This window comes from Alsobacter sp. R-9 (genome assembly GCF_054612375.1).
Genome location: NZ_JBTSWJ010000007.1, coordinates 131,516 through 147,623, shown reverse-complemented (window position 1 = coordinate 147,623; position 16,108 = coordinate 131,516). Strand labels below are relative to the sequence as shown.

General features: G+C 69.4%; 14 protein-coding genes. 8 read left to right on the top strand and 6 right to left on the bottom strand.

Translation table 11 applies throughout. The features are described 5' to 3' along the window. Positions 1–735, top strand: a 735-nt coding sequence (locus ACX9GQ_RS13150) for an Mrp/NBP35 family ATP-binding protein (protein ID WP_459630006.1), incomplete at its 5' end; no start/stop codon positions are given. 70 nt (positions 736–805) lie between these two features. Here the strand turns inward: ACX9GQ_RS13150 and ACX9GQ_RS13145 are convergent. After that, positions 806–1,936, bottom strand: a complete 1,131-nt coding sequence (locus ACX9GQ_RS13145; protein ID WP_459630005.1) for an iron-containing alcohol dehydrogenase — start codon at positions 1,934–1,936, stop codon at positions 806–808. Between the two features lie 241 nt (positions 1,937–2,177). Between ACX9GQ_RS13145 and ACX9GQ_RS13140 the strand changes: the two genes are divergently transcribed. Further along, entirely contained in the window at positions 2,178–3,266 is a 1,089-nt protein-coding gene (locus ACX9GQ_RS13140; protein ID WP_459630004.1) for a TRAP transporter substrate-binding protein, read from the top strand. Positions 3,267–3,480: 214 nt separating this feature from the next. Further along, a complete protein-coding gene (locus tag ACX9GQ_RS13135) occupies positions 3,481–4,569 on the top strand; it encodes a TRAP transporter substrate-binding protein (RefSeq protein ID WP_459630003.1) in 1,089 nt (362 codons plus the stop codon). Positions 4,570–4,827: 258 nt separating this feature from the next. On the opposite strand, the gene ACX9GQ_RS13130 is transcribed toward ACX9GQ_RS13135, so the two are convergent. From ACX9GQ_RS13130 to solA, 4 genes are all read right to left on the bottom strand, one after another. Further along, positions 4,828–6,654, bottom strand: a complete 1,827-nt coding sequence (locus tag ACX9GQ_RS13130) for a TRAP transporter large permease (RefSeq protein ID WP_459630002.1) — start codon at positions 6,652–6,654, stop codon at positions 4,828–4,830. 33 nt (positions 6,655–6,687) lie between these two features. After that, complete coding sequence (locus ACX9GQ_RS13125) at positions 6,688–7,290, bottom strand: TRAP transporter small permease subunit (RefSeq protein ID WP_459630001.1); 603 nt, start codon at positions 7,288–7,290, stop codon at positions 6,688–6,690. Between the two features lie 149 nt (positions 7,291–7,439). Continuing rightward, the gene (locus tag ACX9GQ_RS13120; RefSeq protein ID WP_459630000.1) at positions 7,440–8,387 is read right to left on the bottom strand and encodes a DMT family transporter; all 948 of its coding nucleotides are present in this window, start codon (positions 8,385–8,387) and stop codon (positions 7,440–7,442) included. Continuing rightward, complete coding sequence (gene solA / locus ACX9GQ_RS13115; protein ID WP_459629999.1) at positions 8,384–9,517, bottom strand: N-methyl-L-tryptophan oxidase; 1,134 nt, start codon at positions 9,515–9,517, stop codon at positions 8,384–8,386. Before solA ends, ACX9GQ_RS13120 begins: the two co-directional genes overlap by 4 nt. 176 nt (positions 9,518–9,693) lie before the next feature. Between solA and ACX9GQ_RS13110 the strand changes: the two genes are divergently transcribed. Beyond that, positions 9,694–11,028: a methyl-accepting chemotaxis protein gene (locus ACX9GQ_RS13110; protein WP_459629998.1), complete on the top strand. Its 1,335-nt coding sequence runs from the start codon at positions 9,694–9,696 to the stop codon at positions 11,026–11,028. A gap of 73 nt (positions 11,029–11,101) precedes the next feature. Next, positions 11,102–11,923, top strand: coding sequence for an SDR family oxidoreductase (locus ACX9GQ_RS13105; RefSeq protein WP_459629997.1), 822 nt, complete (start codon positions 11,102–11,104; stop codon positions 11,921–11,923). A gap of 10 nt (positions 11,924–11,933) precedes the next feature. Here ACX9GQ_RS13105 and moaA read toward each other — a convergent pair whose 3' ends face one another. Further along, entirely contained in the window at positions 11,934–12,953 is a 1,020-nt protein-coding gene (gene moaA / locus ACX9GQ_RS13100) for a GTP 3',8-cyclase MoaA (RefSeq protein WP_459629996.1), read from the bottom strand. Positions 12,954–13,052: 99 nt separating this feature from the next. Between moaA and ACX9GQ_RS13095 the strand changes: the two genes are divergently transcribed. The 3 genes from ACX9GQ_RS13095 to ACX9GQ_RS13085 all read left to right on the top strand — a co-directional run bounded on the left by ACX9GQ_RS13095 (position 13,053) and on the right by ACX9GQ_RS13085 (position 15,964). Beyond that, positions 13,053–13,424 carry a gamma-butyrobetaine hydroxylase family protein gene (locus ACX9GQ_RS13095; RefSeq protein ID WP_459629995.1) on the top strand — a complete coding sequence of 124 codons (372 nt, stop codon included), beginning with the start codon at positions 13,053–13,055 and terminating at the stop codon, positions 13,422–13,424. A 103-nt stretch (positions 13,425–13,527) separates the two neighbouring features. Further along, complete coding sequence (locus ACX9GQ_RS13090; protein ID WP_459629994.1) at positions 13,528–15,363, top strand: ABC transporter ATP-binding protein/permease; 1,836 nt, start codon at positions 13,528–13,530, stop codon at positions 15,361–15,363. A 13-nt stretch (positions 15,364–15,376) separates the two neighbouring features. Next, positions 15,377–15,964 (top strand): methyltransferase domain-containing protein, encoded by a 588-nt coding sequence (locus ACX9GQ_RS13085; RefSeq protein ID WP_459629993.1) that lies wholly within the window; start codon positions 15,377–15,379, stop codon positions 15,962–15,964. Positions 15,965–16,108: the final 144 nt, after the last annotated feature.

Genomic DNA, 16,108 nt, shown 5'->3' with positions numbered 1-16,108 from the left:
ACGACGGCGGCCAACCTCGCGCTTGGCCTCGCAACGCTCGGCCTGAAGGTCGGCATCCTCGACGCCGACATCTACGGCCCGTCGATGCCGAAGCTCTTCGCGCTGCACGAGAAGCCGGAGATCCTCGAGGGGCGGGTGATGAAGCCGCTTTCGGCCTATGGCCTGAAGGTGATGTCCATCGGCTTCCTCGTGGAGGAGGACACCGCCGTGATTTGGCGCGGGCCGATGGTGATGTCGGCGATCCAGCAGATGCTGCGCGAGGTGGCGTGGGGCGACCTCGACGTGCTGGTGGTCGACATGCCGCCGGGCACGGGCGACGCCCAACTCACCATGGCGCAGGCCGTGCCGCTCGCCGGCGCCGTGATCGTGTCGACGCCGCAGGACCTCGCGCTCATCGACGCGCGGCGCGGCATCGCCATGTTCAAGCGGGTCGAGGTGCCGGTGCTCGGCATCGTCGAGAACATGTCGACCTTCATCTGCCCGCACTGCGGCGAGCGGTCGGACATCTTCGGCCATGGCGGGGCCCGGCAGGAGGCGCAGCGCCTCGGCGTTCCGTTCCTCGGGGAGGTGCCGCTGGCCATGCGCATCCGCGAGAAGTCCGACGCCGGCCTGCCCGTCGTCGCAACCGAGCCGGACGGCCCGCACGCGGCGGTCTACAAGGACATTGCGCGGCAGGTGTGGGGCACGATCTCCGGCCAGCCGGTCCGGGCGGCACCGCGCATCGTCATCGGCTGACGGGCGAAGGGCCGGGCGCCTCGGACGACGGCGCCCTCCCCTCCCCTTTCGGACGCCGCCGGGCGGCGCGTCAGTAGACCTCTTCCAGCATCCGCAGGTAGTCCTCGCGCGTCGCGGTGCGCGCGTTGGTGGCGTGCGTGTGGTCGAGCAGCGCCGCGTCGGCGATGGCGGGCAGCACCTGGCGGGGCACGCCCATCGCGGAAAGCGTGGCCGGCAGGCCGAGGCCGGCGCTGAAGCGGGCCACCGCATCGGCCACATCGGCGCCCGGGGCGAGACCCATGGCGCGACGCAGCCCGTCGTACTTGGCGCCCGCGGCCGGCTCGTTGAACCGCAGCACCGGGGGGAGCAGCACGGCGTTCAGCGTGCCGTGATGCAGACGGAACTCCTTGAGGGCGCCCAGCGGGTGGGACAGCGCATGGACGGCGCCCAGCCCCTTCTGGAAGGCGAGCGCACCTTCAAATGCGGCGATCATCATCTCGCGCCGGGCTTCCCGATCCGTGCCGTCGGCGACGGCGCGCGGCAGCGCCTTCGTCGCGCGTTCCAGCCCGTCGATGGCGATGGCCGCGGCCACCGGATTGTCGACGGGCGAGATGAAGCACTCGATGCAGTGGCTGACGGCATCCATGCCGGTCGCAGCGGTCAGGAGGGGCGGCAGGCCGACCGTGAGTTCGGGGTCGCAGACCGCGCGCTTCGGGATGAGGTGGGGCGACAGGAGCGCCAGCTTGCGGCCGTCGCGGAAGGTGATGACCGCGCCCCGCCCCACCTCGCTGCCCGTCCCCGCCGTCGTGGGGATCGCCACGACCGGCGCCGTGGCGGCCGTGATGCGGGGCGCTCCGCCGAGCACGGCGGCGTAGGTCTGCAGCGGGCCCGGATGGGCCGCGAGGACGGCGACGCCCTTCGCGAGGTCCATCGGCGAGCCGCCGCCCACGGCGATCAGCCCGTCGCAGCCTTCGGCCTTGTAGACGGCCAGCGCCGCTTCGACGGCCTCCTCGGTGGGATTGCTGGGCGTGTCGAGAAAGGCGGGGGCCGTGGCGCCGCCAGGAAAGGCACGGCGCACCCTGTCGAGCAGGCCGGCGGTCTCGACGCCCCGGTCGGCGACCAGCAGGGGACGCGCGATCCCGGCGGCAGAGAGGTCCTCCGGCAGGGCGGAGAGAGCTCCGAAGTCGAGCCGGATCGTCGTCAAATAGTTGATGAGAGCCACGGGAGAGTCCTCGGAAACGCGCGGATTTCGCCGAGAATGCCCACGCTTTCGGCGTCCTGTCGACCATTGAGGCAGGGCATGCGCAAATCGCAGCCCAGCCCTGAGGGGTGCCGAATTGTGGGCCAAAGGTGGTTCCGACACTGTCGCGAACCCCAAAAGGGCCCGGAAATCTGCCGTTTCCGGTCAAGCTTACGTGGACGCGGGCGAGCCGACCTCGTCACGCATACCGGAGAGAATGCCCATGAAGCGTCGTGAGTTCGTCAAGGCGGCCGGTCTCGGCCTCGCCGCATCGGCCGTGGCCGCCCCGGCGGTCGCGCAGTCCAACCCGGAGATCAAGTGGCGCCTGGCGTCGAGCTTCCCGAAGTCGCTCGACACCATCTACGGCGCGGCCGAGGTCTTCGCGAAGCAGGTGTCCGAGCTCACGGACGGAAAGTTCCAGATCCAGGTGTTCGCCGCCGGCGAGATCGTGCCGGCGCTGCAGGCCCTCGACGCCGTCCAGAACGGCACGGTCGAGGCCTGCCACACCGTCTCCTACTACTATGTCGGCAAGGACCCGACCTTCGCCATCGCCTCGTCCGTCCCCTTCGGTCTCAATGCCCGGCAGCAGAACGCCTGGCTCTACCAGGGGGGCGGCAACGAGCTCTTCAACGAGTTCTACAAGTCCTACAACGTCGTCGGCTTCCCCTGCGGCAACACCGGTACGCAGATGGGCGGGTGGTTCCGCAAGGAGATCAAGACGCCGGCCGACCTCAGCGGCCTGAAGATGCGCATCGGCGGCATCGCCGGCCAGGTGCTCGCCAAGCTCGGCACGGTGCCGCAGCAGATCGCCGGCGGGGACATCTATCCGGCGCTGGAGAAGGGCACCATCGACGCGGCGGAGTGGGTCGGCCCCTACGACGACGAGAAGCTCGGCTTCGCCAAGGTTGCGCCCTTCTACTACTACCCGGGCTGGTGGGAGGGCGGGCCGACCGTGCACGCCTTCGTCAACAAGGAGAAGTTCGAGGCGCTGCCGAAGGCCTACCAGGCCGCCGTGCTGAACGCGTCGGCCTACGCCAACACGTGGATGCAGGCCCGCTACGACGTGCAGAACCCGGCGGCGCTGAAGCGGCTGGTGCAGGCCGGCGCGCAGCTGCGGCCGTTCTCGCCGGAAATCATGGAGGCCTGCTTCAAGGCCTCCAACGAGCTCTATGCCGAGATCAGTGCCAAGAACGAGCCGTTCAAGAAGGCCATCTCGGCCATGACGGCGTTCCGCGGCGATGCCTACCTCTGGTGGCAGGTCGCGGAGTTCACCTACGACAACTTCATGATCCGGGCGCGCACGCGCGGCTGATCGACGAGGCGCCCCAGCTGGAGCGCAGCAGGAAAGAGAGGGCGCGGATCCGATTCCGCGCCCTTTTTCGCGGTGTCTGCCGAAAAATACGTCCGGCAGCTTGAAATTTGAGGTTCCCCGGACAAGTGGGCCCGTGGTATGCGGCTCACGGGATGGACGTCCGCGTCAGGCGCATAAGGACGACAGCCCGTCATTCGTGGGAGGAACCCGATCTATGAAGCGTCGCCAGTTCATCAAAGTCGCCGGTGCCGGTCTCGCGGCCGGCGCGGTCGCCAGCCCCGCCATCGCGCAGTCCCAGCCCGAGGTGAAGTGGCGCCTGACGTCGAGCTTCCCCAAGTCGCTCGACACCATCTACGGCGCGGCTGAGGTGTTCGCGAAGTACGTGAGCGAGGCCACGGACGGCAAGTTCCAGGTGCAGGTCTTCGCCGCTGGCGAAATCGTCCCCGGCCTGCAGGCCGCCGACGCCGTGCAGAACGGCACCGTGGAGTGCTGCCACACGGCTTCCTACTACTACGTCGGCAAGGACCCGACCTTCGCCTTCGGCACGGCGGTTCCGTTCGGCCTGAACTCGCGCCAGGAAAACGCCTGGATGTACCACGGCGGCGGCCAGGAGCTGCTGAACGAGTTCTACAAGAAGTACAACATCTTCTCGCTGCCCGGCGGCAACACCGGCACGCAGATGGGCGGCTGGTTCCGCAAGGAAGTGAAGACCCCTGCCGACCTCAACGGCCTGAAGATGCGCATCGGCGGCCTCGCCGGCCGCGTGCTCCAGAAGCTCGGCTCCGTGCCGCAGCAGATCGCCGGCGGCGACATCTACCCGGCGCTCGAGAAGGGCACCATCGACGCGGCTGAGTGGGTCGGACCCTACGACGACGAGAAGCTCGGCTTCAACAAGGTCGCCCCCTTCTACTACTACCCGGGCTGGTGGGAAGGCGGCGCCGCGCTGCACTTCTTCATGAACCAGCAGAAGTGGGCCGAGCTGCCGAAGGCCTATCAGGCGATCGCCACGGCGGCCGCGGGCTACGCCAACGTCGACATGCAGGCGAAGTACGACGCTCGCAACCCGGGCGCGCTGAAGCGCCTCGTGCAGGGCGGCGCCCAACTGCGTCCGTTCCCGCCGGAGGTCATGGACGCCTGCCTCAAGGCCTCCAATGAGCTCTACGCGGAGATCGGCAAGGACAACGCCGACTTCAAGAAGGTGTACGACGCCTACGTCGCCTTCCGCGGCGACCAGTACCTCTGGTGGCAGGTTGCGGAGTTCAACTTCGACAACTTCATGATCCGCTCGCGCGCCCGCGGCTGATCAGAGCCAGCATCGCTTCCGGAACCCCGCGGGCCCTGCCCGCGGGGTTTTTCTTTTGGCGGGATCGCAAGCGCCGCCCCGCCAGCCTGCGTCCTTCGAGACGCAACGCTGCCGCGGGTCAGGAGCAGGACGCGCGCCTGCGGCCCTTGCCTGACGCCATCAAGGAACGCCTGACGAGAGCCCGGCCAGCCACTGCGTCCCCCCAAACGCAGACCGGGCCCGCGAGGGGCCCGGTCCGTGTCTGGCGGTGCGCTCGCCTTACTGGATCTTCGGCGGGCCGAGGTCCAGCGGCGGCAGCTCGATGCCGCCGGGCGAGAGGTTCTGCAGTTGCTCGAGCGCCTTCTTCTCGTCCACGACGGGGCCGGCGCTCTTGTAGTGCATGACCATGCCCGGGAAGATGATGACGAGCGCCACCATGATCAGCTGGATGACCACGAACGGCACGGCGCCCCAGTAGATCTGACCCGTCGTCACCGGCTCCATGGTGTGGCCGGTCACCTTGTCCTTGTAGGCCTCGCGCGGCGCCACGGAGCGCAGGTAGAAGAGTGCGAAGCCGAAGGGCGGATGCATGAACGACGTCTGCATGTTCACGCCCATCATCACGCCGAACCAGATCAAGTCGATGCCGAGCTTGTCGGCGGCGGGCCCGATCAGCGGGATGGCGATGAAGGCGAGCTCGAAGAAGTCGAGGAAGAACGCGAGGACGAAGATCAGCGCGTTGACGAAGATGAGGAAGCCCACCTGGCCGCCGGGCAGCGACGTCAGCAGGTGCTCCACCCACACGTGGCCGTTGACCCCGTAGAAGGTGAGCGAGAAGACGCGCGCGCCGACCAGGATGAACAGCACGAAGGCCGAGAGCTTGGCGGTCGCCTCGACCGCCTGCCGGGTCAGGTCGAAGGTCATCCGGCGCTTCATCAGCGCGAGCACGATGGCGCCCGCCGCGCCCATGGCGCCGCCCTCGGTCGGCGTCGCGACGCCGATGAAGATGGTGCCGAGCACGAGGAAGATGAGGCCCAGCGGAGGCACCATCACGAAGGTCACCTGCTCGGCGAGCTTCGAGACGATGCGCTTGCCGGTCAGACGCTCGATCAGGCCCGCGGCCGTGGCGTAGAGTGCGCCGGCGGCCAGCGCCTCCGACAGCAGCGCCGTCTTCTGCCAGCCGCTCTGCTTCAGCAGGTACCAGCCGAGCACGAACAGCGCCGTGACGACAGTCGTCATGACGACCCGCTTGGCGCCGAAGAGGTGGTTGAAGATGGCGCAGAGGAACGACACCACCACGCCGACCGACATGGTCAGGACGACGAAGTCGGCGCCGGGGCGCACGTCCGTCTGCTTGATGACGTAGTAGCCGACGACGCCCGAGAACAGCACGAGCAGGCCGAGCTGCCACACGCCGCGGGCGCCCGAGGGCTCGCGGAAGCCCACGGCATCGGCCGGCAGGCCGGGAGCCGCCTTCGGGAACAGCATCGAGACGAGGAACACGTAACCCGCATACAGCAGGGACAGCACGAGGCCGGGAATGAAGGCGCCCTCGTACATGTCGCCGACCGAGCGGCCGAGCTGGTCGGCCATGACGATCAGCACCAGCGACGGCGGGATGATCTGGGCCAGCGTGCCCGACGCGGCGATCACGCCGGACGCAAGCCGGCGGTCATAGCCGTAGCGCAGCATGATGGGCAGGGAGATCAGGCCCATCGAGATGACGGAGGCCGCCACGACGCCCGTCGTCGCCGCCAGCAGCGCGCCGACGAAGATGACCGCGTAGGCGAGGCCGCCGCGCAGCGTGCCGAAGAGCTGCCCGATCGTGTCGAGCAGGTCCTCGGCCATCCCCGATCGTTCGAGGATCAGCCCCATGAAGGTGAAGAAGGGGATGGCCAGCAGCGTGTCGTTGTTCATCACGCCGTAGACGCGCTCCGGCAGGGCCTGCAGGAAGTCGGGGCGGAAGAGGCCGAGCTCGATGCCGAGCAGGGCGAAGACGAGGCCGTTGGCAGCCAGCGCGAAGGCCACCGGGTAGCCCAGCAGCAGGAAGATGACGAGCGCGCCGAACATGATCGGCGCCATGTTCTGGACGATGAAGGCGGTCATGGGCGTGGATCCGGAGTGAGCGTCGGGCGGGCGTCAGCGTGTCGGCGTCGCGCCGGCCTGCGCCTGCTCGAGCAGGCGCTGGGCCTCGGCCTCGGCCGCCGCATGGTGGCCACCCCCGGTGGTGGTGTCCTCCAGGTGGCCCGTCATGATCGCGAGGCGCTTGATGAGCTCCGACACGCCCTGGATCAGCAGCAGCACGAAGCCCAGCAGGATCAGGAACTTGGCGGGCCATTGCGGGAGTCCGCCCGCATTCAGAGACTGCTCGTTGATCGAGAAGCTGCGCATGAAGAAGGGGTAGGACGTGATGATCATGATCACGCAGAAGGGCATGAGGAAGAACACATGCCCGATGACGTCGATCATGTTGCGCACGGTACGCGGCAGCAGGCTGTTCACGACGTCGATGCGGATGTGCTCGTTGGAGAGCAGCGTCCACGGGGCGCAGAGCAGGAACACGGCGCCGAACAGCACCCACTGCGCTTCCAGCCACGCATTGGAGGAGGTGTCGAAGACCTTGCGGATGACCGCGTTGACCGTCGAGATGATGACGGCGACGAAGATGAGCCACGCGACCCAGCGGCCGACGAGCGTGTGGAACCGGTCGATGAGCCGGCTGATCCCCAGGAGACCCGACACTGGCAACCCCTCCGATGGCATCCGCCCGCGGCAGCAGGCGGCAGCTTCTTGATTGGCAGGCTATGGTTATGGTGCATCGTCTGCGTCCGGGGAGGGGCAGACCCGCAGCCGCCGTATAGCACCCGGATTTCACGCCTGCCAGCGGCGTCTCAACCCGGCGGTGGATTTTTCGCAGCCAGGGCAGCCACGTTGCGATGGCGCACGCGCTCCCTGTGGAGAGTGTAGAGCCCGCTGCCCGCGATGAGCACCGCGCCGACCGTTCCCCAGAGGTCGGGCACGTCGCCGAAGACGACGAGGCCGTAGACGGCGGCGAACAGGATGACCGCGTAGCGGAACGGCGAGACCACGGCGATGTCGACGCCGCGGAAGGCGGTGATGACGCAGTAGTGCCCGAGCGTGACGAAGATGCCGGCGAGCGCGAGTTCGACGGTCACGCTCCACGTGACGGGCTGCCACGTTTCCGTCAGCAGGCCGTAGAGGCTGCCCCCTCCCGCCACCACAGCCGTGGTGGTGGCGAGGATCAGCACGGTGGGCACGCTGTGGTGCACGCGCCGGGTCACGAGGTCCCGGCCCGCGACGAGGACCGCGGACATGCAGCCCAGCACGCCGTAGATGTCGAAGCTCGGGCTGCCCGGCTTCACCACGAGCAGGACGCCCAGGAAGCCGACGAGGATGGCCAGCCAGCGCCGCCAGCCCATCTGCTCCTCCCCGGTCAGCGCCACGTAGGCGGCGAGAAGCAGGGGAGCGGATTGGCCCATGGCCGTGATGTCGGCCAGCGGCAGGTGGCCGAGGGCGACGATGAAGCAGATCGCCACGGCCAGCTCGAGGGAGCCGCGCAGCAGCACGACCCCCCGCAGCACCAGCCGCCAGCGCCCCAGCTCGCCGAATGCGACCACCATCGCGAAGGTGCACAGCGCGGCGAAGATGCCGCGCACGCCCATCACCTGACCCGCCGGGAGTTCCTCGCGGGCCATCTTCATGAGGGTGTCGTTGGTGACGAAGAACGCCATCGCCAGCAGCATCGCCACGATGCCCCGGCGGTTGGCGGCGAGGCGGGCGGCCGTCGCCTCTGACTCGGTGACGTGCGCCGGCTTCATGCGGCGAACCGCGCGAGCGCGAAGCTCGACAGGTCGAAGGCCGGCTGCCGGCCGGTGGCGAGATCGGCGAGAATCTCCCCCATCACGCTGGCGAACTTGTAGCCGTGGCCCGAGCAGGGCGAGGCGACGACGACCTGCGGGTGCCCCGGCAGCGTGTCGATGACGAAATGCTCGTCAGACGTGAAAGTATAGAAACACACACGCAATGCGAGACAGTCTCCGTCGAGGTCTGGGAGGTGGCGGCGCAGGCAATCGCGAAGGAGGTCGACGTCCGCCGGGCGCGCGGTGCGGGACAGCGTCTCCGGGTCGCACGCCTCGCGGGCATGGTGCGGCCCGCCGACCTTGACGCCGGGGTGGTTCCAGAGCGGGAAGCCGTAGTAGTGGCCGTCCTCGACCTTCAGGGTGAAGGACGGCATCGCTCCCATGCGATAGGGCGCACGGTCAGCCGGCCGGAACCAGCCGAACACCTGCCGGTAAGGGCGGAACAGCGACGCCAGCTCCGGCGCAAGCGCGCCGATCCAGCCGCCCGGCGACAGGACGACGCTGCCGGCCTCGTAGGTGCCGCGGTCGGTCGTCACCCGCACGCCTCCGGCGAACGGCTCGAAGCCGAGCACCCTCTCCTGCGCGCGGATGTCGGCGCCGGCATCCATGGCGAGGGCGGCCTGCACGACGATCCCGCGCTCGCTGGCGATGAAGCCTCCCTGCGGCTGGTACAGGGCGGCATGGCCCGCCGGCAGCCGGAACTGCGGCCAGCGGCGCATGACCTCGGCCGCCGTCATCGCCTCGTAGGGCAGTCCGTGGTCGATGCACGCCTGCCGCGCCGGCTCGACGACACCATCGCCCTCGGCCGCCATGTCGAGGGAGCCCGTCTCGAAGAGCAGCCGCTCGCCGGCAAGTGCGCCGATCTCGTGCCAGAGCGCATGGGCGCGGCGCACCATCGGCACGTAGGCGGGCCCCTCGAAATAGGCGAGGCGGATCATGCGGGTGTCGCCGTGGGAGGAGCCCATGGCGTTGGGGATGTCGAAGCGCTCCAGCCCGAGCACGCGTTTGCCGCGCCGGGCAAGCTGCCAGCACGTCGCCGCGCCCATGGCGCCGACGCCGACGACGATCGTGTCGTACACAGCCCCCATTCGTCCTCCCCGAGTTCACCCTAGCGCAAGGACCCCTGCCCCGCTTCCCGGCGATCCGCAACCGTTCCATGCGCGACGCGGGGAGCGGCATGTAACGCTGCGGTTGACGCCATTTTAACGGAGGATCCGCCTATGCTCGGGAACGGCCGGGAAGGCCGCCGCGCGAGCTTTTTCACATGTCTTTCGAGAACGACCTTCAGGCCCGGAAGCGGACCTTCTTCATTGACGAAGAGACCGTCGCGCTCGTCCGCAGCCTGCGCAAGCGGGTATCGGAGGACGCCGAAACCGTCCTGACCCGCTATTACCAGACCTGGCTGGGCCTTCCCAACTTCGACGAATTCGCGCGAGCCCACGCCGAGGAGTTCGTCGCGTTCCAGTCCCGCTACTTCGCCGACATCTTCAGCGGCGAGATGGACGCCCATTACGTCGAACGGCTGCGCGAGACCATCGCGCGGGAGATGCAGTCGGGCTTCGGCCCGAGAATCAGGCTCGCGACGTCCGTGCACCTCGCCGGCTATCTCTTCGGCGAGCTCGGGCGCCGGCACCGGTGGTCCGGGCCGAGGACCGCCGAGGATTGCCGCCGGCTGATGCGCTACATCGCCGTCGACACGCTCAACGCCATGGCCATCGAGCAGGCCGAGCTGAAGCGCTCCCTCGAGGATCGTCGCAACGCGGTGGAGCAGGCCATAGGGGCCTTCACGGGTGGCGCAGGCGCGGTCTCGAACACCATCACGCTGGCCGCAGAGGCCGTCGAGACGACGGCGGCCGCCGCCTCCGACGCCTCCGAGCACGCCCGTGTCCAGATCGACGTCGCCGACCAGGCGGCCCGGACCTCGATCGGCCTGATCACCCGGACCGCCCAGGCGACGGCGGCGCTGTCGCAGTCGATCGGCAGCATCGGCGAGCAGGCGACCAACACCCTCGCCGTGACCCACCGCGCCAGCGAGGACGTGGCCGAGATGAACCGGGCGATGCAGAAGCTCGCCGAGGCGGTGGAGCAGATCGGCTCGGTCGTCGGGCTCATCGCCGAGATCGCCAGCCAGACGAACCTTCTCGCCCTCAACGCCACGATCGAGGCGGCGCGCGCCGGAGAGGCAGGCCGCGGCTTCGCGGTCGTGGCCTCGGAGGTGAAGTCCCTGGCCGCCCAGACCAGCCGCGCCACCGCCGACATCGGCGACCAGATCGGCGCCATCCAGGAAGCGACCCGCAAGTCGGTCGAGCAGATCGCCACCATCGTGTCGACGATCGACCAGCTGTCCGGCTTCACCAAGGCCATCTCGGACGCGGCGCGGGACCAGACGATGTCGACCGCAGAGATCGCCGAGAACGCTCGCGAGGCGGCGGCGAGCGCCAATCGCGTCGGCGACGCCGCAAACGCGGTGCGCTCCGCGCTCGACCGGCTGAACTCGGCCGGCGGCGAGATGCGGCGCCGGTCCGCCGAGCTCGCCGGCCAGTCGACCGGCCTGCGCACCGACCTCGACACCTTCGTCTCCCGCCTGCGCTCAGCCTGAAGGACAGCGTCCCGTCTTGACCGCGGGCGACCGCGGTCGCATCACGGGATCTCCATCCGCAGGAGAGCCGTCCGTGACTCCCATCGCCCCCCGCCTCGCCGGTCGCTTCGCCCTGATCACGGGGGCATCTCGCGGCATCGGCCGAGCCGTCGCCGTCCGCTTCGCGGCCGAGGGGGCGACGGTGGCCGTGAATCACTTCCGTGACGCCGGCGCCGCGCAGGAGACGGTCGCCGCCGCTGCCGCCGCCAGTGCCGCCTCCGGGCACGGGGCGCGCCCCCACCTCGCCTTCGACGCCGACGTCGCCAGCGAGACCGCCGTCGAGGCGATGGTGGAAGGCTGCCTGGCGGCGTGGGGTCGGCTCGACATCCTCGTCAACAATGCGGGCATGCAGACGCCGACGCCGGGCGACAGCTTCGTCACCGCCGACCTGCGCAAGGTGCTCTCGATCGATCTCGAGGGCCCGGCCTACTGCGCGCGGGCGGCGATCCGACATTTCCTCTCCCGCCCAGGCGGCGGGACCGTCATCAACACGACGAGCGTGCACGAGATCGTGCCGAAGCCCGGCTACGCGGCCTATGCCATGGCCAAGGGCGGCCTCGGCCACCTCACCCGCACGCTGGCGCTGGAGTTCGCCGACAAGGACATCCGCGTGAACGCGGTCGGCCCCGGCGCGGTGGTGACCGACATGAACGCGGCATGGACAGGCGACGCCAGGGCCCGGGCTGGTGTCGAGAGCCACATCCCGATGGGGTTCGCGGCGGACGCGGAGCGCGACATCGCCCCGGTCTTTGCGTTCCTCGCGAGCGACGACGCGCGCTACATCACCGGCCAGACGATCTTCGCCTGCGGCGGAATCACGCTCTTCGGCGACTTCAAGCAGAACTGGGCGAGCTGACGCGGCGGCCTCAGCCGCCCGTCACGCTCATGTGGCGGCCCACGGCCGGGCGCGACGTGGCCCGGTCGATGACGAAGTCGTGCCCCTTAGGCTTGCGGGCGATGGCCGCCTCGATGGCCCGCTCCAGCCGCTCGTTGCTCTCCGAAGCGCGCAGCGGCGTGCGCAGGTCGGCGGCATCCTCCTGCCCGAGGCACATGTACAAGGTGCCCGTGCAGGTGACGCGGACGCGGTTGCAGCTCTCGCAGAAATTGTGGGTCAGCGGCGTGATGAACCCGATGCGTCCGCCCGTCTCGCGCACGCTGACGTAGCGGGCGGGGCCGCCGGTGCGGTAGTCGATGGGATCCAGGGTCCAGCGCTCCATCAGCCGCGCGCGCAGCTGCGAGAGCGGCCAGTACTGGTCGAAGCGCGAGGGCTCGATGTCGCCAAGCGGCATCACCTCGATGAAGGTGATGTCCATGCCGAGCCCGTGGGCCCAGGCGATCATCGTCTCGACTTCGTCCTCGTTCACGCCCTTCAGCGCCACGGCGTTGATCTTCACTGCGAGACCGGCCTTGCGGGCGGCTTCGATCCCGGCCAGCACGCGGTCGAGGTCGCCCCAGCGGGTGATCGACCGGAAACGGGCCGCGTCGAGCGTGTCGAGCGACACGTTGATGCGCTTCACGCCGCACGCGGCCAGGTCGCCGGCGTAGCGGGCAAGCTGCGAGCCGTTGGTGGTGACGGTCAGCTCCTCCAGCGTCCCCGCCTCGAGGTGGCGGGAGAGCGAGCGGAACAGGGTCATGATGTCGCGGCGCACGAGCGGCTCGCCGCCGGTGATGCGCAGCTTGCGCACGCCCTTCGCGACGAACACGGAGCACAGCCGGTCCAGTTCCTCCAGCGTCAGCAGGTCCTGCTTGGGCAGGAACGTCATGTCCTCGGACATGCAGTAGACGCAGCGGAAGTCGCAGCGATCTGTCACCGAGACGCGGAGATAGGAGATGGAGCGACCGAAGGGGTCGACGAGGGACTGGGGATCGGACAACACGGCTGGCATCACGGTATCGGGCATGACGGGCGCACTATCGGTCCATATATGGTCCCTTGCAACGCCCGGAAGGGGCTTTTCAGGCCTTCCGGGCCGCAGGGACACGAGATGAGCGATCACTGGCCGACCGAAATCAAGCTGTCACCCGACAAGCGCACGCTGCAGGTCTCCTTCGAGGGAGGGGAGACGTTTTCCCTGCCGGCGGAGTACCTGCGGGTCACGAGCCCGAGCGCCGAGGTGCAGGGGCACACGCCCGCCGAGCGCAAGACCGTGCCCGGCAAGCAGGAGGTGCAGATCCTCGCCATCGATCCCGTCGGCCACTACGCGGTGCGCCTGCGCTTCGACGACCTGCACGATAGCGGCATCTACACCTGGACCTATCTCCACGAACTCGGCGCCCGCCACGAGGAGAAGTGGGCGGCCTATCTCGCGGAGTTGCAGGAGAAGGGGCTGTCGCGGGAACCGGTCCGGCGGCGCTGAGAAAGCCGCGCATCGCGGCGAATATGTCACTTTTCCGTGAGCGAACCTCTGTTAAGCTTCCGCCTCGGGATCGGGCGCAACGACGTCCGCGGGAGGGTGGAGAGTGTCGGAGCGGCCCCTCGCCGAGCTGGCGCAGGACGAGGCCGAACGCAGTGGCCGGTCCTTCGAACCGGCGGTGGCGAAGAAGTTCCTGCTATTCTCGGGTGGTTTCTGGCGCGGGTCCACGCGCCGGACAGCGTGGCTGCTGACCGCCCTTCTCGCCCTCGGGCTCGTCATGCGGCTCGGCGTCGACGTGGCCGTCAACCGCTGGAATCGCTGGTTCTTCGACGCGCTGGAGCGCCGTGACGCGGCATCGGCCGGGGTGGCGGTGCTCGCCTTCGCCGGCCTCGTCTGCGCGGTCGCGGCCGTCGGCGTCATCATCGTCGTGATGCGCGAGCGCCTTCAGGTGCGCTGGCGAGAGTGGTTCACGGCCCGCCTGCTCGACCGCTGGCTGGCGCGCCACGCCTTCTACCGGCTGGGGATGGCGGGGACGGACGTCGCCAACCCCGAGTACCGCATCTCCGACGACGTGCGCATGGCGACGGAACCACTCGTCGACTTCGCCATCGGCCTCTTCACCGCGCTGCTGGCCTTCGTCACCTTCATCGGCATCCTGTGGAGCGTCGGCGGCTCGTGGCGCGTCGACCTCGGCGGCGCACCGGTTGTGATCCCGGCCTTCATGGTGCTTGGCGCACTCGTCTACGGGACCATCGCCTCGCTGCTCGTTCCCATCGTCGGGCGCCGGCTCGCTCCCGTCGCAGCCGCCAAGAACGAGGCGGAGGCGCGGTTCCGCTCGCAGATGATCCGCCTGCGCGAGAATGCGGAGGCCATCGCGCTCGCCGGCGGCGAGGCGCAGGCCCGCGCCGGGCTCGACAACACCTACGGCGGCCTGGTGCGTCATTGGCTGGCGCTCGTGCGCCAGCACGGGCGCGTGACATGGGTGATGAACGCCAACACGGCGCTCATCCCCGTGGTCCCCCTCGTGCTCGCAGCGCCGAAGTACCTCGCCGGAGAGTTGTCTCTCGGGCAGGTCATGCAGCTCGCCTCGGCCTTCGCGCAGGTGCAGGTCGCGATGGCGTGGCTCGCCGACAACTACTGGCGCGTCGCCGAGTGGTTCGCCTCGGCACGGCGCGTGATCGAGCTGACCGACGCGTTCGACACCCCCGGCGCGGCCGAGGGCACCGCCCCGCTGCGCGGGCCGAGCGGCGACGCCGCGCTTCACGTCGCCGGACTGCGCCTGGCCGACGGCGAGGGCCGCCCCATCGTGGCGCAGGCGGACCTCATCGCCGCGCCCGGCGAGCGCATCCACCTCGACGGCGAGGCCGGGACCGGCAAGAGCGTGCTGGCCCGGGCCATCGCGGGCCTGTGGCCATGGGGGACGGGCGCGGTCCTGCTGCCGCAGGACGCGCGGGTGGCGGTGCTGTCGTCCCACCCCTTCGTGCCGGACGGCACTCTGGAAGCCGCCCTGCTCTTCCCGCAGCCCATCGGCTCGCGGACGCACCAGGAGTTGGCGGCGGCTCTCGCGGCGGTGGGGCTGGAGGGCCAGATCCCGCGGCTCGGGCACGCGGCCCGGTGGGAGGCCCTGCTCTCGACCGGCGACCAGCAGCGGCTGTCCGTTGCCCGGATGCTGCTGCTGCGCCCGGACATCCTCGTCGTGGACGAGGCGTTCAGTGCGCTCGGCGACGCCGCGCAGAACGCCCTGCTCTCGGCACTCGACGAGGGGCTGGCGGACGCCGTCCTCATCGTCGTGGGCGCGCGCCATGGCCTTCCCGGCCGCGGCATCCGCCGCGTGGTGCTGACCGCCGGGCCGGCCGGCAGCGCGCTGGCCGAGGCGCCGGCGGCGCCCGGGCTTTCGCTCGTCTTTCCCGACACATCACGCCGGCCGCCGCGGCCGGCCTAGCCACGGACCTCGCATGACCCCCGATACGGAGACACCGATGCTGCACTACTGGGACGCCTACTGGGGCCTGCGGGTCCAGGAATGCCCATGTGACGTCCACTTCATCGAGTGGCTGCGAAAGGACGGCCTGCGCAACGGCTCGATCTTCCACTTCGGCACGGGCGGGCATCACGTCGTCGGCATCGAGACGGCGACGGACGGGTCGAACAACGCCGTCCTCGGTATCACCGCCTCGCCGCAAGAGTACGACGACTACGTCAAGCTCTGCATCGAGCGACCGGAGGTGTCGAAGACCTACAAGGCCTATTTCGGTGACATCTACCAGCTGGATGCCCGGCTGTTCCCGATGTTCGACGTGATCACCGCCTTCCACCTCGGGGAGTTCCGCAGCGAGAAGAACGACGCCTATGGCGGCCTGACCGACCTCGAGGTTGCCTCGCTGATGGTCGACCACCTGAAGCCGGGCGGGCGCCTGCTCACCTATTCCGGCTCGTACGCCTACGATGTCGCCGAGCGCGACGTGGGCAAGCTGGTCACGGCGGGGCGCCTCGCCTTCGTCGAGAAGTTCGAAACCCTCATGGTGTTCCGCAAGACCGCCTGACCCGGCCCACCGCGATTCCCGCCCCGCACCGCCCAAGGCTGGCGCGGGGCGGCGGGTTCGGTCCATAGTGGGGCTGCCGCGCCCGCGGCATGCGCCTTGCCTGTCCCGCCCATGATCTTCGGCCTGCCCCCAAACCCCGTGACG

Excerpts from the sequence above, each read along its gene's own strand:
- ACX9GQ_RS13120 (WP_459630000.1), bottom strand. The coding sequence starts at position 8,387 with ATGAAGCCGGCGCACGTCACCGAGTCAGAGGCGACGGCCGCCCGCCTC.
- ACX9GQ_RS13110 (WP_459629998.1), top strand. The coding sequence starts at position 9,694 with ATGTCTTTCGAGAACGACCTTCAGGCCCGGAAGCGGACCTTCTTCATT.
- ACX9GQ_RS13095 (WP_459629995.1), top strand. The coding sequence starts at position 13,053 with ATGAGCGATCACTGGCCGACCGAAATCAAGCTGTCACCCGACAAGCGC.
- ACX9GQ_RS13085 (WP_459629993.1), top strand. The coding sequence starts at position 15,377 with ATGACCCCCGATACGGAGACACCGATGCTGCACTACTGGGACGCCTAC.
- ACX9GQ_RS13140 (WP_459630004.1), top strand. The coding sequence starts at position 2,178 with ATGAAGCGTCGTGAGTTCGTCAAGGCGGCCGGTCTCGGCCTCGCCGCA.
- moaA (WP_459629996.1), bottom strand. The coding sequence starts at position 12,953 with ATGCCAGCCGTGTTGTCCGATCCCCAGTCCCTCGTCGACCCCTTCGGT.
- ACX9GQ_RS13130 (WP_459630002.1), bottom strand. The coding sequence starts at position 6,654 with ATGACCGCCTTCATCGTCCAGAACATGGCGCCGATCATGTTCGGCGCG.
- solA (WP_459629999.1), bottom strand. The coding sequence starts at position 9,517 with ATGGGGGCTGTGTACGACACGATCGTCGTCGGCGTCGGCGCCATGGGC.
- ACX9GQ_RS13135 (WP_459630003.1), top strand. The coding sequence starts at position 3,481 with ATGAAGCGTCGCCAGTTCATCAAAGTCGCCGGTGCCGGTCTCGCGGCC.